A 17,350-nucleotide genomic window follows, 5' to 3' on the forward strand; every position below is an offset into this window, starting at 1 on the left:
GGTCTGGTGGGATGGGGACATGGCTCTCGACGTGGACGCAACCCTCGGTGAGGCAGGCGAGTTCGGCCTCATCTCGCAGCTCGTGGAGATCTTCGAGGGCGACGAGCACGTGCTCGTCGGGCCGGGCGACGACGCCGCGGTGCTGCGCATCAAGCACGGCCACGTGGTGGTCTCGACCGACCTGATGGTCGAGGGCCGGCACTTCCGCCGCGACTGGGCCTCGGCCTCCGACGTGGGCCACCGCGCGGCCGCGCAGAACCTGTCCGACATCAACGCCATGGGCGGCACCGCCCGCCACCTCACCATCGGCCTCGCCGCGCCGGCGGACCTGCCGCTCGCCTGGGCGCTCGACTTCGCGCGGGGCTTCGCCGAGGAGTGCGCAGGCATCGGGGCCACCGTGGTCGGCGGGGACGTCACCCGCGCCGACGAGATCGTCATCGCGGTCACGGTGATGGGTCAGTGCACGCAGGCGCCGGTGCTCCGCTCGGGCGCGCAGCCGGGCGACGTGCTCGCCCTCACCGGGCGCCAGGGGTGGGCGGCGGGCGGGCTCGCCGTCCTGGGCCGCGGGTTCCGCTCACCGCGGGCCCTGGTCGAGGCCTACCGTCGCCCCGAGCCGCCGTACGCCGCCGGGAAGGAGGCCGCCGAGGCCGGCGCGACCTCCCTCATCGACATCTCCGACGGCCTCCTCGCCGAGGCCGGGCACCTCGCGGAGGCGAGCGGGGTCGCGATCGACGTACGCCGTGACGCCTTCGACGTGCCGGAGCCGCTCCAGGCGGTCGGGGCCGCCTTGGGGGCCGACCCGATCGAGTTCATCCTGGGTGGGGGAGACGACCACGCGCTCCTCGCCACCTTCCCCGACACCGCCTCGGTCCCCGCCGGCTGGCAGGTCGTCGGCGCTGTGCGCGAGGGCGAGGGCGTCACGGTCGACGGAGCGGCGTACGACGGCCCGACCGGCTGGACCCACTTCTGACCCCACCTCGAGATAGTCCCCTACGTTCCGGGCACCCAGAACGTAGGGGACTATCCCCGGAGGACGACGAAGCCCCCGCCGCTGCAGCGACGGGGGCTTCGACGAAGTTCTGGGTCAGGTCAGCGCGAGACCTTGCCGGCCTTGAGGCAGCCGGTGCAGACGTTGAGGCGCTTGGGCGTGCCGTTGACGGTCGCCCGGACGCGCTGGATGTTGGGGTTGAAGCGACGCTTCGTGATCTTGCGCGACCAGGGACGGTTGTTTCCGAAGCCCGGCTTCTTGGCGCAGATGTCGCAGACGGCAGCCACCGTGCACTCCGATCCGTTCGAGGTTGGTTGAGGTCGATCAGGCCTGCACCGCAGAAGCGGCAGCAGGCAACCGCGCAAGAGTAGCCGAGGTCCGGCGACGAGATGAAATCGCAGGCACGGTCGGCGCCGGGCACTACTCTGTGGCGCGCACCGCGACGCCTCACCAGAACCAGGAGTGCACCGACTCGATGGAGCCAGTCAGCCACGGCATCACCCTGGACGGCGTCGCCCGGTTCGTCGACATCGCGACCGATGCCCTGTCCTCGGCGCGCGAGGAGATCGACTCCCTCAACGTCTACCCGGTGCCCGACGGCGACACCGGCACCAACATGTTCCTCACCGTCTCCGCGGCCCGTGACGAGCTTCGCGCGGCCCGCGCGGCCGATCCCGACCTGAGCCTCGAGGCCGGCATGGCGCTCCTGGCGCGTGCCGCTCTGATGGGGGCGCGCGGCAACTCCGGCGTGATCCTCAGCCAGATGCTGCGGGCCTACGTCGCACACCTCGCCGGCGCCGACGGCCAGGCTCCGCGCGCGCGCACCATCGCCGCCGCGATGTCGGCGGCCACCGATGCCAGCTACGCCGCGGTCGGCACCCCGGTCGAGGGCACGATCCTGACCGTCGCCCGCGCGGCGTCCGACGCCGCCGTGACAGCCGCCGAAGACGCCGACGCGCGCGCTCGCGACGTCTTCACCGCAGCCGCCGCTGCCGCCCGCGTCGCCCTCGCCCGTACGCCGGAGCAGCTCGCCGTCCTGGCCCAGGCGGGCGTGGTCGACGCCGGCGGCCGCGGCCTCACCGTGGTGCTCGACGCCGTCGAGACGACTGCGACGGGGCGCCGGCCCTCGCCCTGGTCCGCGCCGATCGGCACCCACCACATCCGGGTGGCGAGCCACCTCCCCGACGACGACCTCACCGAGGACGGGCCGGGCTACGAGGTGATGTATCTCCTCGATGCTCCCGACGACACGGTCCCGGCCCTGCGTGCGAGCCTCGCGGGCCTCGGCGACAGCCTGGTGGTGGTGGGCGGCGACGGCCTGTGGAACGTCCACGTCCACGTCGACGACGTCGGCGCCGCCATCGAGGCCGGCATCGGGGCCGGTCGCCCCTATCGCATCCGCGTCACCCACTTCGCCGAGCAGATCGCCGCCGCACGACCCCGACCCTCGACCCGCGCCGGCCGCAAGGTGGTCGCCGTGGCCGCCGGTCCGGGTCTCTCGGCCCTCTTCGCGTCCGCGGGTGCCGTGGTGGTGGACGGCGGTCCGGGTCAGCGACCGTCGACCGGCCAGCTGCTCGAGGCGATCATCGACTGCGGGGCCGCCGAGGTCGTCGTGCTGCCCAACGACGGCGACACGGTCCGTGCTGCCGAGATCGCCGCCCGCACCGCCGAGGCCGAGCACGACGTGCAGGTCGAGGTGATCCCCACGCAGGCGCAGGTCCAGGGGCTCGCCGCGATCTCGGTCCACGAGCCCGGTCGCGGGTTCGACGCCGACGTCCGCGAGATGACCGCGACCGCCCGCCATGCCCGCCACGGTGCGGTGACGATCGCTGCACGGCAGGCGATCACCATGGCCGGCCCCTGCGAGCCCGGCGACGCCCTCGGCGTCATCGCCGGTGACTTCGCGGTCGTCGGCCAGGACCTGGAGGCGGTGGCCACCGAGGTGCTCGAGCGCCTCCTCGCCGGTGGCGGCGAGCTCGTCACGATCGTGTCCGGCGACGGTGGGGTCGAGCTGGCCGCCACGGTCGCCGCCCACGTCGAGGACCGGCACCCGACCGTCGACGTGGCGGTCCACGACGGCGGCCAGCCCCGCTACCCGCTGCTCGTCAGCGTCGAGTGAGCGGCGGGATCGGCACATGGTCGCGATCACCCCGGAGAGCCCGATCGGAGCTGTCTTCGGCACCCACCACAAGAAGCGCAAGCTCGCCGAGGAGGGCCTCGGGCTCGCCACGGTCGGCGACCTGCTGCGCCACTTCCCACGCCGCTACGTCGCCGCCAGCGAGCTGTCCGAGGTCGCCACGCCCGTCGTCGGCGAGCAGCTGACGATCATCGGGGAGGTCCGCTCGTGCGACAGCGCGTCCTTCTTCAGCGGCAACCGCCGCCAGTTCCGTACGACGGTGCGGCTGCGCACCGACGGCCCCGACTTCTCCGTCACCCTGTTCAGCCCCTACCAGGGCCAGGCCGACCGGCACGAGGCCGAGTTCCGTCCCGGCAGCCGGGCGATCTTCACCGGCAAGGCGAAGCAGTTCCGCGGCTCCTGGCAGCTCGAGCAGCCGCACGGCTTCGCGATGGACGGCCCCGAGGCCGCGACGCTGAGCAAGCTGATGCCGGTCTACCCGCTCACCGCCAAGCTCTACACCTGGGACCTCCAGAAGGTCGTCACGACCGCGCTCGACCTGGTGACCGGCGTGCCCGACGTCTTCACCCCCGAGCTGCGCGAGCGGTTCGACCTGCTGGGCATCATGCAGGCGCTCCGCTGGATCCACGCCCCCGACGAGTGGGGCCAGCTCGGCGCGGCCCAGAAGAGGTTCCGGTTCGAGGAGGCGCTCGTCCTCCAGCTCGTGCTGGCCCGGCGTCGCGCGGCACACCGCGCCCAGGGTGCCCGGTCGCGGGCGGGCCGTCCCGACGGCGTGCTGACGGCCTTCGACGCGCGGTTGCCCTTCGAGCTGACGGGCGGCCAGCGCGAGATCGGTGACCTCGTCGCGGACGAGCTGGCCCGCGACCATCCGATGAACCGGCTCCTCCAGGGCGAGGTCGGCTCCGGCAAGACGCTCGTCGCGCTGCGGGCGATGCTCCAGGTCGTCGACTCCGGGGGGCAGGCCGCGCTGCTCGCGCCCACCGAGGTGCTCGCCCAGCAGCACCATCGATCGATCTCGGCCCTGCTCGGCGACCTCGCCCAGGGCGGCATGCTGGGAGGGGCGGCGGATGCCACGACGGTCGTCCTGCTCACCGGCTCGATGGGCAGGGCCGCCCGGCAGGAGGCGATGCTGCGGATCGTCACCGGCGAGGCCGGCATCGTGATCGGCACCCACGCACTCCTCGAGGACCGCGTCGAGTTCGCCGACCTCGGGTTCGTCGTGGTCGACGAGCAGCACCGCTTCGGCGTGGAGCAGCGTGCGGCCCTGACCGACAAGGCCGGCACGCCGCCCCACGTGCTGGTGATGACCGCGACCCCGATCCCGCGCACCGTCGCGATGACCGTCTTCGGCGACCTCGAGACGTCCGTCCTGGCTGAGCTGCCTGCCGGCCGGGCACCGATCCAGACCAACGTGGTGCCACTGGCCGAGCAGCCCGCCTGGATCGAGCGTGTCTGGCAGCGGGTCCGCGAGGAGGTCGAGAAGGGCCACCAGGTCTACGTCGTCTGCCCGCGCATCTCCGGGGACAACGCCGAGGAGGGGGAGAGCGACCAGGTGGACCTCGACGACGAGGGCAAGGAGGTCGCCCCGAAGCGGTCGCTCGCCGCGGTCGAGGAGGTCCGCGAGGAGCTGGCCGCCGGCCCGCTCGCGGGCCTGCGGACCGCCGTCCTCCACGGCCGGCTGGCTCCCGACGACAAGGACCGCACCATGCGCGCCTTCGCCGACGGTGACGTCGACGTCCTCGTCTCCACGACGGTGATCGAGGTCGGCGTCGACGTGCACAACGCCACGACGATGGTGCTGCTGGACGCCGACCGGTTCGGCGTCTCCCAGCTCCACCAGCTGCGCGGCCGCGTCGGACGAGGGGGACTGCCGGGGCTGTGCCTGCTGGTCTCGCACGCCGAGGTCGGCTCGCCCGCGCGCGAGCGCCTCGACGCCGTCGCGTCCACGACCGACGGCTTCGAGCTCAGCCGCGTCGACCTCGAGCAGCGGCGAGAGGGCGACGTGCTGGGCGCGAACCAGTCGGGCTTCCGGTCCAGCCTGGTGTCGCTGCGGGTGCTGCGCGACGAGAAGACCATCGTCCGTGCCCGCGAGGCCGCGGAGGCGCTACTCTCCGAGGACCCTGCGCTCGAGCAGGCGCCCGCCCTGGCCGACGCCGTCGCCGAGGTGGAGCGCTCCGCGGTGTCGGGGTTCATGGAGAAGGGCTGACCACGGGGACATGACGCGCATCATCGCGGGCACGGCCGGCGGCCGACGCCTGGAGACGCCCCGCGGCCAGACGACCCGTCCCACGAGCGACCGCGTGCGCGAGGCACTGTTCTCGGCCATCGAGTCGCGCACGGGCTCGCTCGACGGGCTGCGCTTCCTCGACCTCTACGCCGGCTCCGGTGCGGTGGGGCTCGAGGCGTGGTCACGGGGTGCCGGCGTCGTGACGATGGTCGAGCAGGACCGACGCACGGCAGCCCTCATCACCCGCAACGCCGCGACCCTCGGCTTCTCCCGGGCGCGGGTCATCGCCAACGCGGTCGCCTCCGTGCTCGCCACCCCACCGGCCGCCCCCTACGACATCGTCTTCTCCGACCCGCCCTACCCGACTCCCGACGAGGACGTCGACGCCGACCTGGCCGCACTGGTCGCCCAGGGCTGGCTCGTCCCCGGCGCCCTCGTCGTCGTCGAGCGGGCCGTCAAGCGGACCGTCGTCACCTGGCCCGACGGCATCGAGGGGGAGCGGACGAAGCGCTACGGCGAGACCGCGCTTTGGTACGGTCACGCCACCCCGGCTGCCTGACCTCGGGGCTCGTGCCCCACCCGATCGAAGGAAGGTCGTGCCCGTGCGTCGCGCTGTCTGCCCCGGGTCCTTCGACCCGGTGACCAACGGCCACCTCGACATCGTCGGGCGGGCCGCCAAGCTGTTCGACGAGGTCGTCGTCGCGATCGGCGTGAACGCGTCGAAGAGCCGGCTCTTCACCCCCGAGGAGCGCATCGCGATGCTCGAGGAGACCACTGCCGGCATCGCGAACGTCCGGGTCGCGGGCTTCGAGGGCCTCATCGTGGACTTCTGCCGCGAGATCGACGCCGTCGCCATCGTCAAGGGTCTGCGTGGTGCCGGTGACTACGAGTACGAGCTCCCGATGGCCCAGATGAACTCCCACCTCACCGACGTCGAGACCGTGTTCCTGCCCGGAGCCGTCGGCAACGCCTTCGTGTCCTCCAGCCTGATCAAGGAGGTCGCGACCCTCGGTGGCGACGTACGCGGCCTGGTGCCCGACGCCGTGCTCGAGCAGCTCGTGCGCCGGCTCGCGGAGCGCACCGCCTAGGCTGGCGCGGCAGGTCCAGGGGAGTCGCGTTCCGATCACTCCCGTCACTCGTTTTGCCCCGGTGGTGGCACGGCGGATACGATTCCGAGGTTGTGTTGGTGTCCAGAAGCAGGAGTTCGACGTGAGCAGCCTGGACCCGAGGGCGCCGCTCGTGCTCGATACTCGCGAGCTCGGCCGCCGCCCGGGGTCCCAGCGTGAGCTCGAGCTCTCGGTTCCGGCGCCGGCACAGCTAGGTATCGAAGTCCTCTCTGTCCCCGAGGGATCGCCGGTCGAGCTCGACCTGCGTCTCGAGGCGGTCATGGAGGGCGTGCTGCTCACGGGAACGGCCACGGCCGCGCTCGAGGGGGAGTGCGTGCGGTGCCTGCAGCCGATCGAGGACGAGATCCACGTGCGGTTGCAGGAGCTGTTCGTCTATCCCGACCAGCACGACAAGGCCACGGAGCACGACGACCGCGACCTCGACGACGAGACCAGCCGGCTCGAGGACGACGACCTGCTCGACCTCGAGCCCCTGCTGCGGGACGCGGTGGTGCTCGCACTGCCGTTCCAGCCGCTGTGCATGGACGAGTGCCCCGGGTTGTGCACCGAGTGTGGTGCCCGGCTCGCGGACGACCCGGACCACGCGCACGATGCACCGATCGACCCCCGCTGGGCGGGACTCCAGCAGCTGCAGAACCCCACAGACTGACCACCTCGCCGGGAGACCCCGGTGGAGCAACGAGCAACAGGAGACACACCATGGCTGTTCCGAAGCGGAAGATGTCGCGCAGCAACACGCGTCACCGCCGTTCGCAGTGGAAGGCCGTCGCGCCGACCCTGGCGACGTGCGCCAACCCCGCCTGCGGCGCCAAGCACCTCCCGCACCGCGCGTGCGGCCAGTGCGGCCAGTACGGCGCCCGCGCCGACCGTCGCCAGGTCCTCTGACCACCGACGAGCTCCGCTCGGCGCTCGGTGATCCGGTCCTGGATCCCGAGCTGCTCGAGCGCGCGCTGACCCACCGCTCGTTCGCCTACGAGAACGGTCAGATCCCCACCAACGAGCGCCTGGAGTTCCTCGGGGACTCCGTGCTCGGCGTGGTGGTCACCGAGACCCTCTACCGCACCCACCCGGACTTCTCCGAGGGTCGGCTCGCGAAGCTGCGCGCGGCTGTGGTCAACGCCCGCGCTCTGGCCGACGTGGCCCGGCAGATCGGGCTCGGCCAGCACATCATGCTGGGCCGTGGTGAGGAGACCACCGGCGGCCGTGACAAGGCCTCGATCCTCTCCGACACCGTCGAGGCCGTCATCGGCGCGATCCACCTCAGCGGCGGCATGGACGAGGCCGCGAAGGTCATCCACCGGCTCTTCGACCCGGTGATGGAGGCGGCCGCCTCGATGGGCGCCGGCCTCGACTGGAAGACCTCCCTGCAGGAGCTCTCGGCGAACCTCGGCCTCGGCGTCCCGGAGTACCTCATCGAGGACGACGGTCCCGACCACATGAAGACCTTCGCCGCCCGCGTCCGGGTGGGCGAGCTGGTCCTCGGCAACGGCAGGGGCCGCTCCAAGAAGGAGGCCGAGCAGGGCGCCGCCGAGACCGCCTACCGCGAGATCAAGGCCGCCCACCCCGCGCCCGACGCGGACCCCGCTGCCGCCGACGCCTGAGACGTCTGAGCATCCGTGCCCGAGCTCCCCGAGGTCGAGGTCGTCCGAGCGGGCCTCGAGCGCCATGTCGTCGGCAGCACGATCGAGGCCGTCGAGGTGCTCCACCCACGACCCGTACGCCGCGACCACCGCGGGCCGTCCGGCTTCACCGCCGCGCTGGTCGGCCAGCGCATCGACGCGGTCCGACGGCGCGGCAAGTACTTCTGGCTGGCTCTCGCACGCCTGCCCGGGCACGACGACGGGGACGCCCTGCTCGGCCACCTCGGCATGAGCGGGCAGATGCTCCTCCACGAGCCCGGCGCCCCGGACGAGCGACACCTGCGGGTCCGCTTCGTCCTCGTGACCCCGCAGGCGCACCGGCTCGAGATGCGGTTCGCCGACCAGCGGATGTTCGGCGGCCTCGTCGTCTCGGCGGGTGGTGCGGAGCTCCCCACCGAGATCGTGCACATCGCGCGCGACCCGATCGACCCGGCGTTCGACGACCGGGAGTTCGTGCGGCGCGCCCGCCGCCGTACGTCCGGCATCAAGCGACTGCTGCTCGACCAGGGCCTGATCTCCGGCGTGGGCAACATCTATGCCGACGAGGCGCTGTGGCGGGCGAAGCTGCACGGCGAGCGACCGGGGGACCGGCTCACCGGCCCCGTGCTGCGCGAGCTGCTGGCGCACGTGCGCGCGGTGATGGGAGAGGCGCTGGCGCAGGGCGGGACGTCGTTCGACGCCCTCTACGTCAACGTCAACGGCGAGTCCGGCTACTTCGACCGCTCGCTCGACGCCTACGGCCAGGAGGGCCGGCCCTGCCGACGCTGCGGCACCCCGATCCGGCGGGTGGCGTTCATGAACCGTTCGTCCTACTTCTGCCCACGGTGCCAGCGCCCGCCACGGCGGACGGTGCAGCATCGACGCGGCGGACCCCCGCCACGTTGACCCGTCGCCGTCGCGGTGGGACTCTTGTAGACGGCCGCTTCGCGGCCACCGCCCTGCCACCTGATGGACATCCGAAAGGCGCCCCATGGCCAAGGCTCTGATGGGTCATGTGACCAACGAGCTGCGTACGACCCCCGCCCTGTCGGTGGAGAACCGGCGGCTTCGTCGCCGCGTCGAGGACCTCGAGACGATGGTCCTGCGGCTCCAGGCCGACAACGACCGGCTCGAGGCGGCCGCCCGCGACCGTGCGCGCGCCGCCGAGGACCTCCAGCCCGCCTGACCGAGCGACCCCGCCTCCGCAATGACGTGCGACGTCGGCCGCCGCCGTCGTAGGCTGACGACCTTGTGAGCCGAATCGTCGAGACCGTCTTCCCGGCGCGACTCGGCACCGGGTTCCGCTGGCTCGTCGGCTCGTCCTGGACGACCAACCTGGGTGACGGCATCCTCATCGCCGCGGGACCGCTGCTGGTGGCCTCGCAGACCCGCAACCCGATCCTGGTCTCGGGTGCGATGCTGGCCCTGACCACGCCCTGGCTGCTCTTCGGGCTGCTGGCCGGTGCCTTGGCCGACCGCCTCGACCGGCGCAAGGTGATCATGGCGGCCAACGCGGTGCGCGGCGCGGTCCTCGCCGCGATGTGCGCCGTCATCGTCACCGGGCAGGTCAACATCGCCCTGGTCCTGGTGGCCATGGTGCTCCTCGGCACGGCGGAGACGTTCGTGGACGCCACCTCCGGCACGCTCACGCCGATGCTGGTCGACAAGCGCGACCTCGGCATCGCCAACTCCCGACTGATGGCCGGGATGATCACCGGCAACCAGCTCGTCGGACCGGCAGTCGGCGCCCTGCTGTTCTCGATGGGGATGGTCGTGCCGTTCGCGCTCACGGTCGTCTGCATCGCCGTCGGGGTGGCGCTGGTCTCGCGGATCGGCACCGCGCCGGGAGCGGTCCGCGGCGAGGTCGACACGCACATCCGCAAAGACATCGCCGAGGGCGTGCGCTGGCTGATGGGCAACCCGCCGGTCCGCACGCTCGCGTTCATCATCGTCGTCTTCAACGTCACCTGGGCCGCACCGTGGGCGGTGCTCGTGCTGTGGGCGCTGGAGCGGGTCGGCATCGGCGAGGCCGGGTTCGGCCTCCTGACGACGGCGTCCGCCCTGGGCGGCCTGCTGGCGACCTTCTCCTACGGCTGGCTGGAGAGGACGGTGCCGCTGGCCACGCTCATGCGAGCAGTGCTGCTGGCGGAGGTCCTCTTCCACCTGGCCATGGCGTTCACCACCTCGCCGTGGTCGGCGTACCCGCTGATGTTCTTCTTCGGCGCCTACGCGTTCGTGTGGGGGACGCTGTCGATGGCCGTGCGCCAGCGCGCCGTGCCCCGCGAGCTGCAGGGGCGGGTCGGATCGGTCTACATGATCTGCGTGATGGGCGGGATGCTCGTCGGCTCGCTGCTCGGCGGGGTGATCGCACACTTCTGGGGGCTCACCGCACCGTGGTGGTTCGCGTTCTTCGGTGCGGGCCTGACGCTGGCACTGGTGTGGCGCTCGCTCGGCCACATCGCGCACGCCGACGAGCAGGCCGTGGAGGAGCACGCCGCCGAGGCGGAGGTCGCCGACCACCAGACCGACGGGCACGGGTCGTCCGCAGGCGCGTGACCTCCCCGGCCTCGTCCGTCGAGTGGTTCGATGGGCGGATGGAGATCCTCGCCGAGCTCGTGGAGTCCCTGCCGCACGGGGTGGTCGCGACCGATCCGGCCACCGTCGACAACTACCGGTTCGACTGGTCCCGCGACGCGGGAGCCGGGACGCCCGTCGCGGTCGTCCGCGCGGAGGACGCCGGCCAGGTCCAGGCCGCCGTCCGCTGGGCCGCTCGCCACGGGATCCCGGTCGTCCCGCGGGGGGCCGGCTCTGGACTGTCCGGCGGCGCGAGCGCGGTCGACGGAGGCATCGTGCTGAGCCTCGAGCGGATGCGCGCCATCGAGATCGACGCCGACTGCCAGGTGGCCGTGGTCGAGCCGGGCGCCTTCAACGCCGAGGTCAAGGCCGCCTCGCGCGAGCACGGCCTGTGGTACCCGCCCGACCCGTCCTCCTACGAGATCTGCTCGATCGGGGGCAACGTCGCCACCAACGCCGGTGGTCTCTGCTGCGTGAAGTACGGCGTGACCACCGACTACGTCCTCGGGCTCGACGTGGTGCTCGCCGACGGCACCCTGGTGACCCTCGGCGGCAAGCGGATCAAGGACGTCGCCGGCCTCTCGCTCCTCAAGCTGTTCGTCGGCTCCGAGGGCACGCTCGGGATCGTCACCCGAGCGGTCCTGCGGCTGGTGCCGCTGCCCCTGCCGCCGGCGACGCTGGTCGCGTCCTTCGCCTCGGTCGCGGACGCGGCGCGGGCCGTGGTCGACGTACGCCGCACGCTGCGGCCCTCGATGATGGAGCTGATGGACCAGGCGTCGATCAACGCGGTCGAGGACTTCTCCCCGCGGGGGCTCGACCGGACCGCCGGTGCGCTGCTGGTCGTGCAGTCGGACGCCCCGGGTGACGCCCGCTCGGCGGAGATCGCCGTCGTCGAGGCCGCCTGCCTCTCGGCGGGTGCCGCCGAGGTGGTGGTGACCGACGACCCCGACGAGGGGGAGATGTTCGTCCAGGCGCGTCGGCTGGCCTTCCCGGCCGTCGAGGCGCGCGGCGCGCTCCTGCTCGAGGACGTCGGTGCTCCGGTGCCGCTGCTGCCCGAGCTGCTCGCCGCGGTCGCCGCGATCGCCGTCGAGCACCGGATCGAGATCCCGACCGTGGCGCACGCCGGCGACGGCAACACCCACCCGATCATCGTCTACGACGCCGCCGACCCCGACTCCGAGCGTCGCGCCCGTGCCGCCTTCGACGACATCCTCAGCGCCGCGATCGCACTCGGCGGGACGATCACCGGCGAGCACGGAGTGGGCCGCACCAAGAAGGCCGCCCTGCCTGCCCAGCTCGGCGAGGACGTCATGGCGCTCAGCCGACTGGTCAAGGACGCCCTCGACCCGGGCGGGATCCTCAACCCGGGCGCGGTCCTGTGACGCGGCATGATCCTGACCGGCTCGCGGACGAGCGCGGCGCGCTGACCCAGCACCTCGCCTACCAGCGCGCGACCCTGCTGATGAAGCTCGAGGGCCTCGACGACCAGGAGCTCCGGCGCGCGATGACCGCGTCCGGCCTCAGCCTGCTCGGCCTGGTCCGCCACCTCACGGTGACCGAGCACGGCTGGTTCCTCAGCATCTTCGGTGGCACACCGGACCCCTATGCGCACCTCGACGAGCAGCCGGATGCGGAGTTCCGGGTCGGTGACGACGAGCGGACGGCGGAGGTGCTCGACCTGTACCGCCAGACGTGCGCGCGGGCGGACGAGGTGGTCGCCGGCGGCGAGCTCGACGACGTCGTCACCACGCCCTGGGGGGCCGAGGTCAACCTGCGTGCCATCCTGACCCACATGGTCCAGGAGACGGCGCGGCACAACGGCCACGCCGACCTCATGAGGGAAGCCATCGATGGCGTCACGGGCTCGTGACCGTCATCGTGTGCCACCCCTCCCGACACAGGAGAACCGCATGATCCGCGAGCGCCACCTCTTCGGTCCCGGCCCGTCCAACCCCTACCCCGAGGCCACGCGCGCGCTCGCCGAGCCGCTGCTCGGCCACCTCGACCCGGAGTTCCTCCGGATCATGGACGAGACGTGCGAGATGCTCCGCACGGTCTGGGGCACCTCGAACACCCGCACGCTCCCTCTCAGCGCGACCGGCTCGGCCGGGATGGAGGCGGCGTTCGTCAACACCGTCCACCCGGGTGACGTCGTCGTGGTCGCGGTCAACGGACTCTTCGGGCAGCGGATGACCGACGTGGCCGCACGTTGCGGTGCCGAGGTCGTCGCGGTCGAGCACGAGTGGGGCCGGCCGGTCGACGTCGACCGGGTGCTGTCCGCCCACCCGTCGCCGGCGATCATCGCGGCCGTGCACGCCGAGACCTCGACCGGCGTGCGCTCCGACGTCGCCGCGCTGGGCGCCGGCAAGGGTGACGCGCTCCTGCTGGTCGACGCCGTCACCTCCATCGCCGGGATCGAGCTGCGGGCCGACGACTGGGAGATCGACCTCGGCTACGCGGGCACCCAGAAGTGCCTCGGCGTCGCGCCGGGCCTCGCGCCCTTCACCATCAACGACCGCGCCTTCGAGCGACGCGTCGAGAAGCCCCGCTCGTGGTACCTCGACCTCGGCATGCTCGGCGGCTACGTCGGAGAAGCCGGTGTGAAGGACGGGGGCGCGGGCCAGCGGACCTACCACCACACCGCGCCGACCGCGATGGTCAACAGCCTCCACGGCGGTCTCACGCGGATCCTCGAGGAGGGCCTCGATACGGTCTGGGCGCGACACCAGGCTGCCGGCGACGCGCTGCAGGCGGGCCTGGAGGAGATGGGCCTGGAGCTGTTCGCCGCCGAGGGCAGCCGTCTGCCGGAGCTCACCACCGTCAAGGTGCCCGAGGGCGTGGACTCCGCCGCGGTCCGCAAGGAGCTCCTCGCGAGGCACGGCATCGAGATCGGTGCGGGCGCGGGGGCGTACGCCGCCAGCGTGTGGCGCATCGGGCTGATGGGCCGCAACGCCCGCCCCGACGCCGTGCTCCTCGTGCTGGCCGCGCTGAAGGACGTGCTCGGGCGGTGACGCCCACCTCCCGTGGGTGAGCCTCACCCGCGGGTAGGGTGAGCCGCGCCGCGCTTCCCCAGACTCCAGTGGCAGCTGTCCGCCAGTCATGATCCGGTGAGGAGCCCGCGTTGTACCTGAAGAGCCTGACCCTCAAGGGGTTCAAGTCCTTCGCGTCCTCGACGACGCTGCAGCTCGAGCCGGGGATCACCTGCATCGTCGGCCCCAACGGCTCCGGCAAGTCCAACGTCGTCGACGCCCTCGCCTGGGTGATGGGCGAGCAGGGCGCCAAGAGCCTGCGCGGCGGCAAGATGGAGGACGTCATCTTCGCCGGCACCTCGGGGCGCCCACCGCTCGGCCGCGCCGAGGTGCAGCTGACCATCGACAACTCCGACGGCGCACTGCCGATCGACTACGCCGAGGTCACGATCAGCCGCACGATGTTCCGCAACGGCGGCTCGGAGTACGCCATCAACGGCACCGGCTGCCGGCTGCTCGACGTGCAGGAGCTGCTCAGCGACTCCGGCATCGGCCGCGAGATGCACGTGATCGTCGGACAGGGCCAGCTCGACTCGATCCTGCACGCCACGCCTGAGGACCGGCGCGGCTTCATCGAGGAGGCCGCCGGCGTCCTCAAGCACCGCAAGCGCAAGGAGAAGGCGCTCCGCAAGCTCGACGCCACCGACGGCAACCTGACCCGGCTCGCCGACCTGCTCTCCGAGATCCGCCGCCAGCTCAAGCCGCTGGGCCGTCAGGCCGAGGTGGCCCGCCAGGCCCAGACGGTGCAGATGGACGTGCGAGACGCGCGCGCCCGCCTGCTCGCGGACGACCTCGTCACCGCCCGCACCTCCCTCGAGTCGGAGATGGCCGACGAGACGCTGCTCAAGGAGCGGCGCGAGCAGGTCGAGGCCGAGATGAGCGCCGGTCGGGAGAACGAGGCGCGCCTCGAGGCCACCCTGCGCGAGGACCTGCCCCGGCTCGCCGCTGCGCAGGAGACCTGGTTCGCCCTGTCCGGTCTGAAGGAGCGCCTGCGCGGCACCGGCTCGCTGGCCGACGAGCGGATCCGCAACGCGGCCGGCGCGTCCGAGGGCGACACCGTCGACTCCGGGCGCGACCCCGACGACCTCGAGGCCCAGGCCGGTCGCGTGCGCGAGCAGGAGGCGCAAATCGCCGAGCAGGTCGACCAGCACCGCTCCGCGCTCGACGCCGCGGTCGTCGCCAAGCGCACCGCCGAGGAGGCTGCCGCCGCCGAGGAGAAGCGCATCACGGGTCTCCAGCGAGCCGCCGCCGACCGGCGCGAGGGCCTCGCCCGCCTCACCGGACAGGTCAACGCACTCACCTCGCGGGCCGAGGCCGCCGACGCCGAGATCCAGCGCCTCACCGAGGCCCGCGAGGACGCCGCCACCCGCGCCGAGCGCGCGCAGCGGGACTTCACCGCGCTCGAGACCAGGGTCGCGGGGCTCGACGCCGGCGAGGAGGGCCTCGACTCCGAGCACGAGGAGGCCGTCGCGGCCCTCGACGAGGTCGAGGAGCTGCTGGCCACGGCGCGCGAGGACGCCCAGCACGCCGACCGTGAGCGTGCCGGTCTGGTCGCTCGCCGCGACGCGCTCGAGATCGGTCTCAACCGCAAGGACGGCAACGGCGCGCTGCTCGCCGCCTCCGACACGGTCGGTGGACTGCTCGGGTCCGTGGCCGCGCTGCTCGACGTCGAGCACGGCTTCGAGACCGCCGTGGCCGCGGCCCTCGGCACGGCCGCCGACGCCGTCGTGGTCACCGACTCCCAGGCCGCCGTCGACGCGATCGGCCACCTCAAGGTCGACGACCTCGGACGCGCCGGGCTGGTGCTCGGCGGGGCTCCCGCGATCGAGCGCGACTGGCCGGGCCTGCCCGACGGCGTCCGCTACGCCATCGACACGGTGTCCGCGCCCGACGACGTACGCCCGGCGCTGGCGCGGTTGCTCCAGCGTGTCGCCGTCGTCGACGACCTCGTGGCGGCCCGTCAGATCGTCGGCGAGCTCCCCGACGTCGTCGCGGTGACCCGTGAGGGGGACCTGCTCGGTGCCCACTTCGCGGCCGGCGGCTCGACGAGCCAGCCGAGCCTGATCGAGGTCCAGGCGGCCGTCGACGAGGCCACGACCAGGCTGGCCGAGGCGAGCGCCACCGCGGAGCGGCTCGGCTTCGAGATCTCCCGCCTCGAGGCTCGTCGCCACGACGCCCTCAAGCGGGTCGACGTGGCGCTCGCGCAGCTGCACGAGTCGGACGCGACGCTCGCCGCCGTGGCGGAGGAGCTCGGCCAGCACGGCTCGCAGGCCCGCGCCGCGAAGGGCGAGGCCGAGCGGCTGGAGCGCAGCATCGCCACGGCGCGCGAGGCCCGCGAGGCCGACCTCGCCGGACTGGCCGACCTCCAAGAACGCCTGGCCGCGGCCGAGGACGTGACCGACGAGGAGCCCGACACATCCGAGCGCGAGCGGCTCGCCGAGGCAGCCCGCGAGGCCCGCCAGGGCGAGATGGACGCACGGCTCGCGCTGCGCACCGCCGAGGAACGCGCCCGTGCACTCCACGGTCGCGCCGACTCGCTGCTGCGTGCCGCGCAGGCCGAGCGGGAGTCGCGCGCCCGCGCCGCCGAGCGACGCGAGCGCCTGATCCGCGAGGGACGCGCCGCGCAGGCGGTCGCGGTCGCCGTGCGGGTGGTGCTCCACCAGCTCGAGCGCTCGGTGATGCGGGCCGCCGACGAGCGGGCCGCGGTCGAGGAGTCGCGACGGGGGAGCGAGGAGCAGCTGATGACCGTGCGCACTCGTCTGCGCGACCTCGGGCGCGAGCACGACGAGCTCGTCAGCTCCGTGCACCGCGACGAGATGGCCCGCACCCAGCAGCGGATGCGCATCGAGCAGCTCGAGGAGCGCGCGCTCGAGGAGCTCGGCCTGGACCCCGACGGCCTGGTCGCCGACTACGGCCCGGAGACCCTCGTCCCCTTCACCGGCGAGGTGCCCGAGGGGGAGGAGGCGCCCGAGCCGACGGCGTACGTCCGCGACGAGCAGGTCAAGCGCCTCCGCACCGCGGAGCGCTCGCTGTCGATGCTGGGCCGGGTGAACCCGCTGGCGCTGGAGGAGTTCTCGGCGATGGAGGAGCGGCACAAGTTCCTCACCGAGCAGCTCGAGGACCTCAAGCGCACCCGCAAGGACCTCCTCGACATCGTGCACGAGGTCGACGCTCGCGTGGAGCAGGTCTTCACCGAGGCCTACGCCGACGTGGAGAAGGCCTTCGACTCCACGTTCGCGCGGCTCTTCCCCGGCGGTGAGGGCCGGCTGGTCCTCACCGCCCCCGACGACATGCTGAACACGGGCATCGAGGTCGAGGCGCGGCCGGCCGGCAAGAAGGTCAAGCGGCTCTCGCTCCTGTCCGGTGGCGAGCGGTCGCTCGTGGCCGTCGCGTTCCTGGTGTCGCTGTTCAAGGCGCGCCCGTCGCCCTTCTACATCCTCGACGAGGTCGAGGCCGCGCTCGACGACACCAACCTGGGCCGACTGCTGGAGATCTACGAGGAGCTGCGCGAGAACTCCCAGCTCCTGGTGATCACCCACCAGAAGCGCACGATGGAGGTCGGCGACGCCCTCTACGGCGTGACCATGCGCGGCGACGGCGTGTCCGCGGTGATCAGCCAGCGTCTGCGTGACGCGGAATCAGCCTGAGG

At 72.7% G+C, this 17,350-nt stretch carries 16 protein-coding genes; 15 read left to right on the forward strand and 1 reads right to left on the reverse strand.

All coding sequences use genetic code 11. The annotated features are described in order from the left end of the window. The first annotated feature begins 19 nt into the window (after positions 1–19). Entirely contained in the window at positions 20–970 is a 951-nt protein-coding gene (locus tag IEZ25_RS01380) for a thiamine-phosphate kinase (RefSeq protein WP_191197600.1), read from the forward strand. Positions 971–1,089: 119 nt separating this feature from the next. On the opposite strand, the gene rpmB is transcribed toward IEZ25_RS01380, so the two are convergent. Beyond that, complete coding sequence (rpmB, locus tag IEZ25_RS01385) at positions 1,090–1,275, reverse strand: 50S ribosomal protein L28 (RefSeq protein ID WP_056602600.1); 186 nt, start codon at positions 1,273–1,275, stop codon at positions 1,090–1,092. A gap of 188 nt (positions 1,276–1,463) precedes the next feature. Here rpmB and IEZ25_RS01390 point away from each other — a divergent pair, with 188 nt between their 5' ends. From IEZ25_RS01390 to smc, 14 genes are all read left to right on the forward strand, one after another. Beyond that, entirely contained in the window at positions 1,464–3,107 is a 1,644-nt protein-coding gene (locus tag IEZ25_RS01390) for a DAK2 domain-containing protein (RefSeq protein WP_191197601.1), read from the forward strand. A gap of 16 nt (positions 3,108–3,123) precedes the next feature. Beyond that, positions 3,124–5,331 carry an ATP-dependent DNA helicase RecG gene (locus IEZ25_RS01395; RefSeq protein ID WP_191197602.1) on the forward strand — a complete coding sequence of 736 codons (2,208 nt, stop codon included), beginning with the start codon at positions 3,124–3,126 and terminating at the stop codon, positions 5,329–5,331. A gap of 10 nt (positions 5,332–5,341) precedes the next feature. Beyond that, positions 5,342–5,911, forward strand: a complete 570-nt coding sequence (rsmD, locus tag IEZ25_RS01400; protein ID WP_191197603.1) for a 16S rRNA (guanine(966)-N(2))-methyltransferase RsmD — start codon at positions 5,342–5,344, stop codon at positions 5,909–5,911. Positions 5,912–5,954: 43 nt separating this feature from the next. Further along, positions 5,955–6,440 carry a pantetheine-phosphate adenylyltransferase gene (gene coaD, locus IEZ25_RS01405; RefSeq protein WP_191197604.1) on the forward strand — a complete coding sequence of 162 codons (486 nt, stop codon included), beginning with the start codon at positions 5,955–5,957 and terminating at the stop codon, positions 6,438–6,440. 121 nt (positions 6,441–6,561) lie between these two features. Further along, positions 6,562–7,128, forward strand: a complete 567-nt coding sequence (locus IEZ25_RS01410) for a YceD family protein (RefSeq protein WP_191197605.1) — start codon at positions 6,562–6,564, stop codon at positions 7,126–7,128. Positions 7,129–7,178: 50 nt separating this feature from the next. After that, positions 7,179–7,364: a 50S ribosomal protein L32 gene (rpmF, locus tag IEZ25_RS01415; protein ID WP_090972061.1), complete on the forward strand. Its 186-nt coding sequence runs from the start codon at positions 7,179–7,181 to the stop codon at positions 7,362–7,364. Next, complete coding sequence (gene rnc / locus IEZ25_RS01420) at positions 7,319–8,080, forward strand: ribonuclease III (protein ID WP_191197606.1); 762 nt, start codon at positions 7,319–7,321, stop codon at positions 8,078–8,080. Before rpmF ends, rnc begins: the two co-directional genes overlap by 46 nt. 15 nt (positions 8,081–8,095) lie before the next feature. Further along, positions 8,096–9,004, forward strand: coding sequence for a bifunctional DNA-formamidopyrimidine glycosylase/DNA-(apurinic or apyrimidinic site) lyase (gene mutM, locus IEZ25_RS01425; protein ID WP_191197607.1), 909 nt, complete (start codon positions 8,096–8,098; stop codon positions 9,002–9,004). An 85-nt stretch (positions 9,005–9,089) separates the two neighbouring features. Continuing rightward, the gene (locus IEZ25_RS01430) at positions 9,090–9,284 is read left to right on the forward strand and encodes a hypothetical protein (protein ID WP_191197608.1); all 195 of its coding nucleotides are present in this window, start codon (positions 9,090–9,092) and stop codon (positions 9,282–9,284) included. Between the two features lie 65 nt (positions 9,285–9,349). Next, positions 9,350–10,654: an MFS transporter gene (locus IEZ25_RS01435; protein WP_191197609.1), complete on the forward strand. Its 1,305-nt coding sequence runs from the start codon at positions 9,350–9,352 to the stop codon at positions 10,652–10,654. Between the two features lie 38 nt (positions 10,655–10,692). Then, positions 10,693–12,054: an FAD-binding oxidoreductase gene (locus tag IEZ25_RS01440; protein WP_191197610.1), complete on the forward strand. Its 1,362-nt coding sequence runs from the start codon at positions 10,693–10,695 to the stop codon at positions 12,052–12,054. Continuing rightward, a complete protein-coding gene (locus IEZ25_RS01445) occupies positions 12,051–12,542 on the forward strand; it encodes a DinB family protein (RefSeq protein WP_318151978.1) in 492 nt (163 codons plus the stop codon). The genes IEZ25_RS01440 and IEZ25_RS01445 overlap by 4 nt, the downstream gene beginning before the upstream one ends. 40 nt (positions 12,543–12,582) lie before the next feature. After that, positions 12,583–13,683, forward strand: coding sequence for a pyridoxal-phosphate-dependent aminotransferase family protein (locus tag IEZ25_RS01450; protein ID WP_191197611.1), 1,101 nt, complete (start codon positions 12,583–12,585; stop codon positions 13,681–13,683). Between the two features lie 110 nt (positions 13,684–13,793). Continuing rightward, a complete protein-coding gene (gene smc, locus IEZ25_RS01455; RefSeq protein WP_191197612.1) occupies positions 13,794–17,348 on the forward strand; it encodes a chromosome segregation protein SMC in 3,555 nt (1,184 codons plus the stop codon). The last annotated feature ends 2 nt before the right edge of the window (positions 17,349–17,350 follow it).

It is taken from the genome of Nocardioides hwasunensis, assembly GCF_014779665.1.
GTDB classification, from domain to species: domain Bacteria; phylum Actinomycetota; class Actinomycetes; order Propionibacteriales; family Nocardioidaceae; genus Nocardioides; species Nocardioides hwasunensis.

Bases quoted from the DNA above. Each gene is read 5' to 3' on its own strand.
- IEZ25_RS01380 (WP_191197600.1), top strand. From the start codon at position 20: ATGGCTCTCGACGTGGACGCAACCCTCGGTGAGGCAGGCGAGTTCGGC.
- IEZ25_RS01430 (WP_191197608.1), top strand. From the start codon at position 9,090: ATGGCCAAGGCTCTGATGGGTCATGTGACCAACGAGCTGCGTACGACC.
- IEZ25_RS01395 (WP_191197602.1), top strand. From the start codon at position 3,124: ATGGTCGCGATCACCCCGGAGAGCCCGATCGGAGCTGTCTTCGGCACC.
- IEZ25_RS01440 (WP_191197610.1), top strand. From the start codon at position 10,693: ATGGAGATCCTCGCCGAGCTCGTGGAGTCCCTGCCGCACGGGGTGGTC.
- IEZ25_RS01390 (WP_191197601.1), top strand. From the start codon at position 1,464: ATGGAGCCAGTCAGCCACGGCATCACCCTGGACGGCGTCGCCCGGTTC.
- rpmF (WP_090972061.1), top strand. From the start codon at position 7,179: ATGGCTGTTCCGAAGCGGAAGATGTCGCGCAGCAACACGCGTCACCGC.
- IEZ25_RS01450 (WP_191197611.1), top strand. From the start codon at position 12,583: ATGATCCGCGAGCGCCACCTCTTCGGTCCCGGCCCGTCCAACCCCTAC.
- rsmD (WP_191197603.1), top strand. From the start codon at position 5,342: ATGACGCGCATCATCGCGGGCACGGCCGGCGGCCGACGCCTGGAGACG.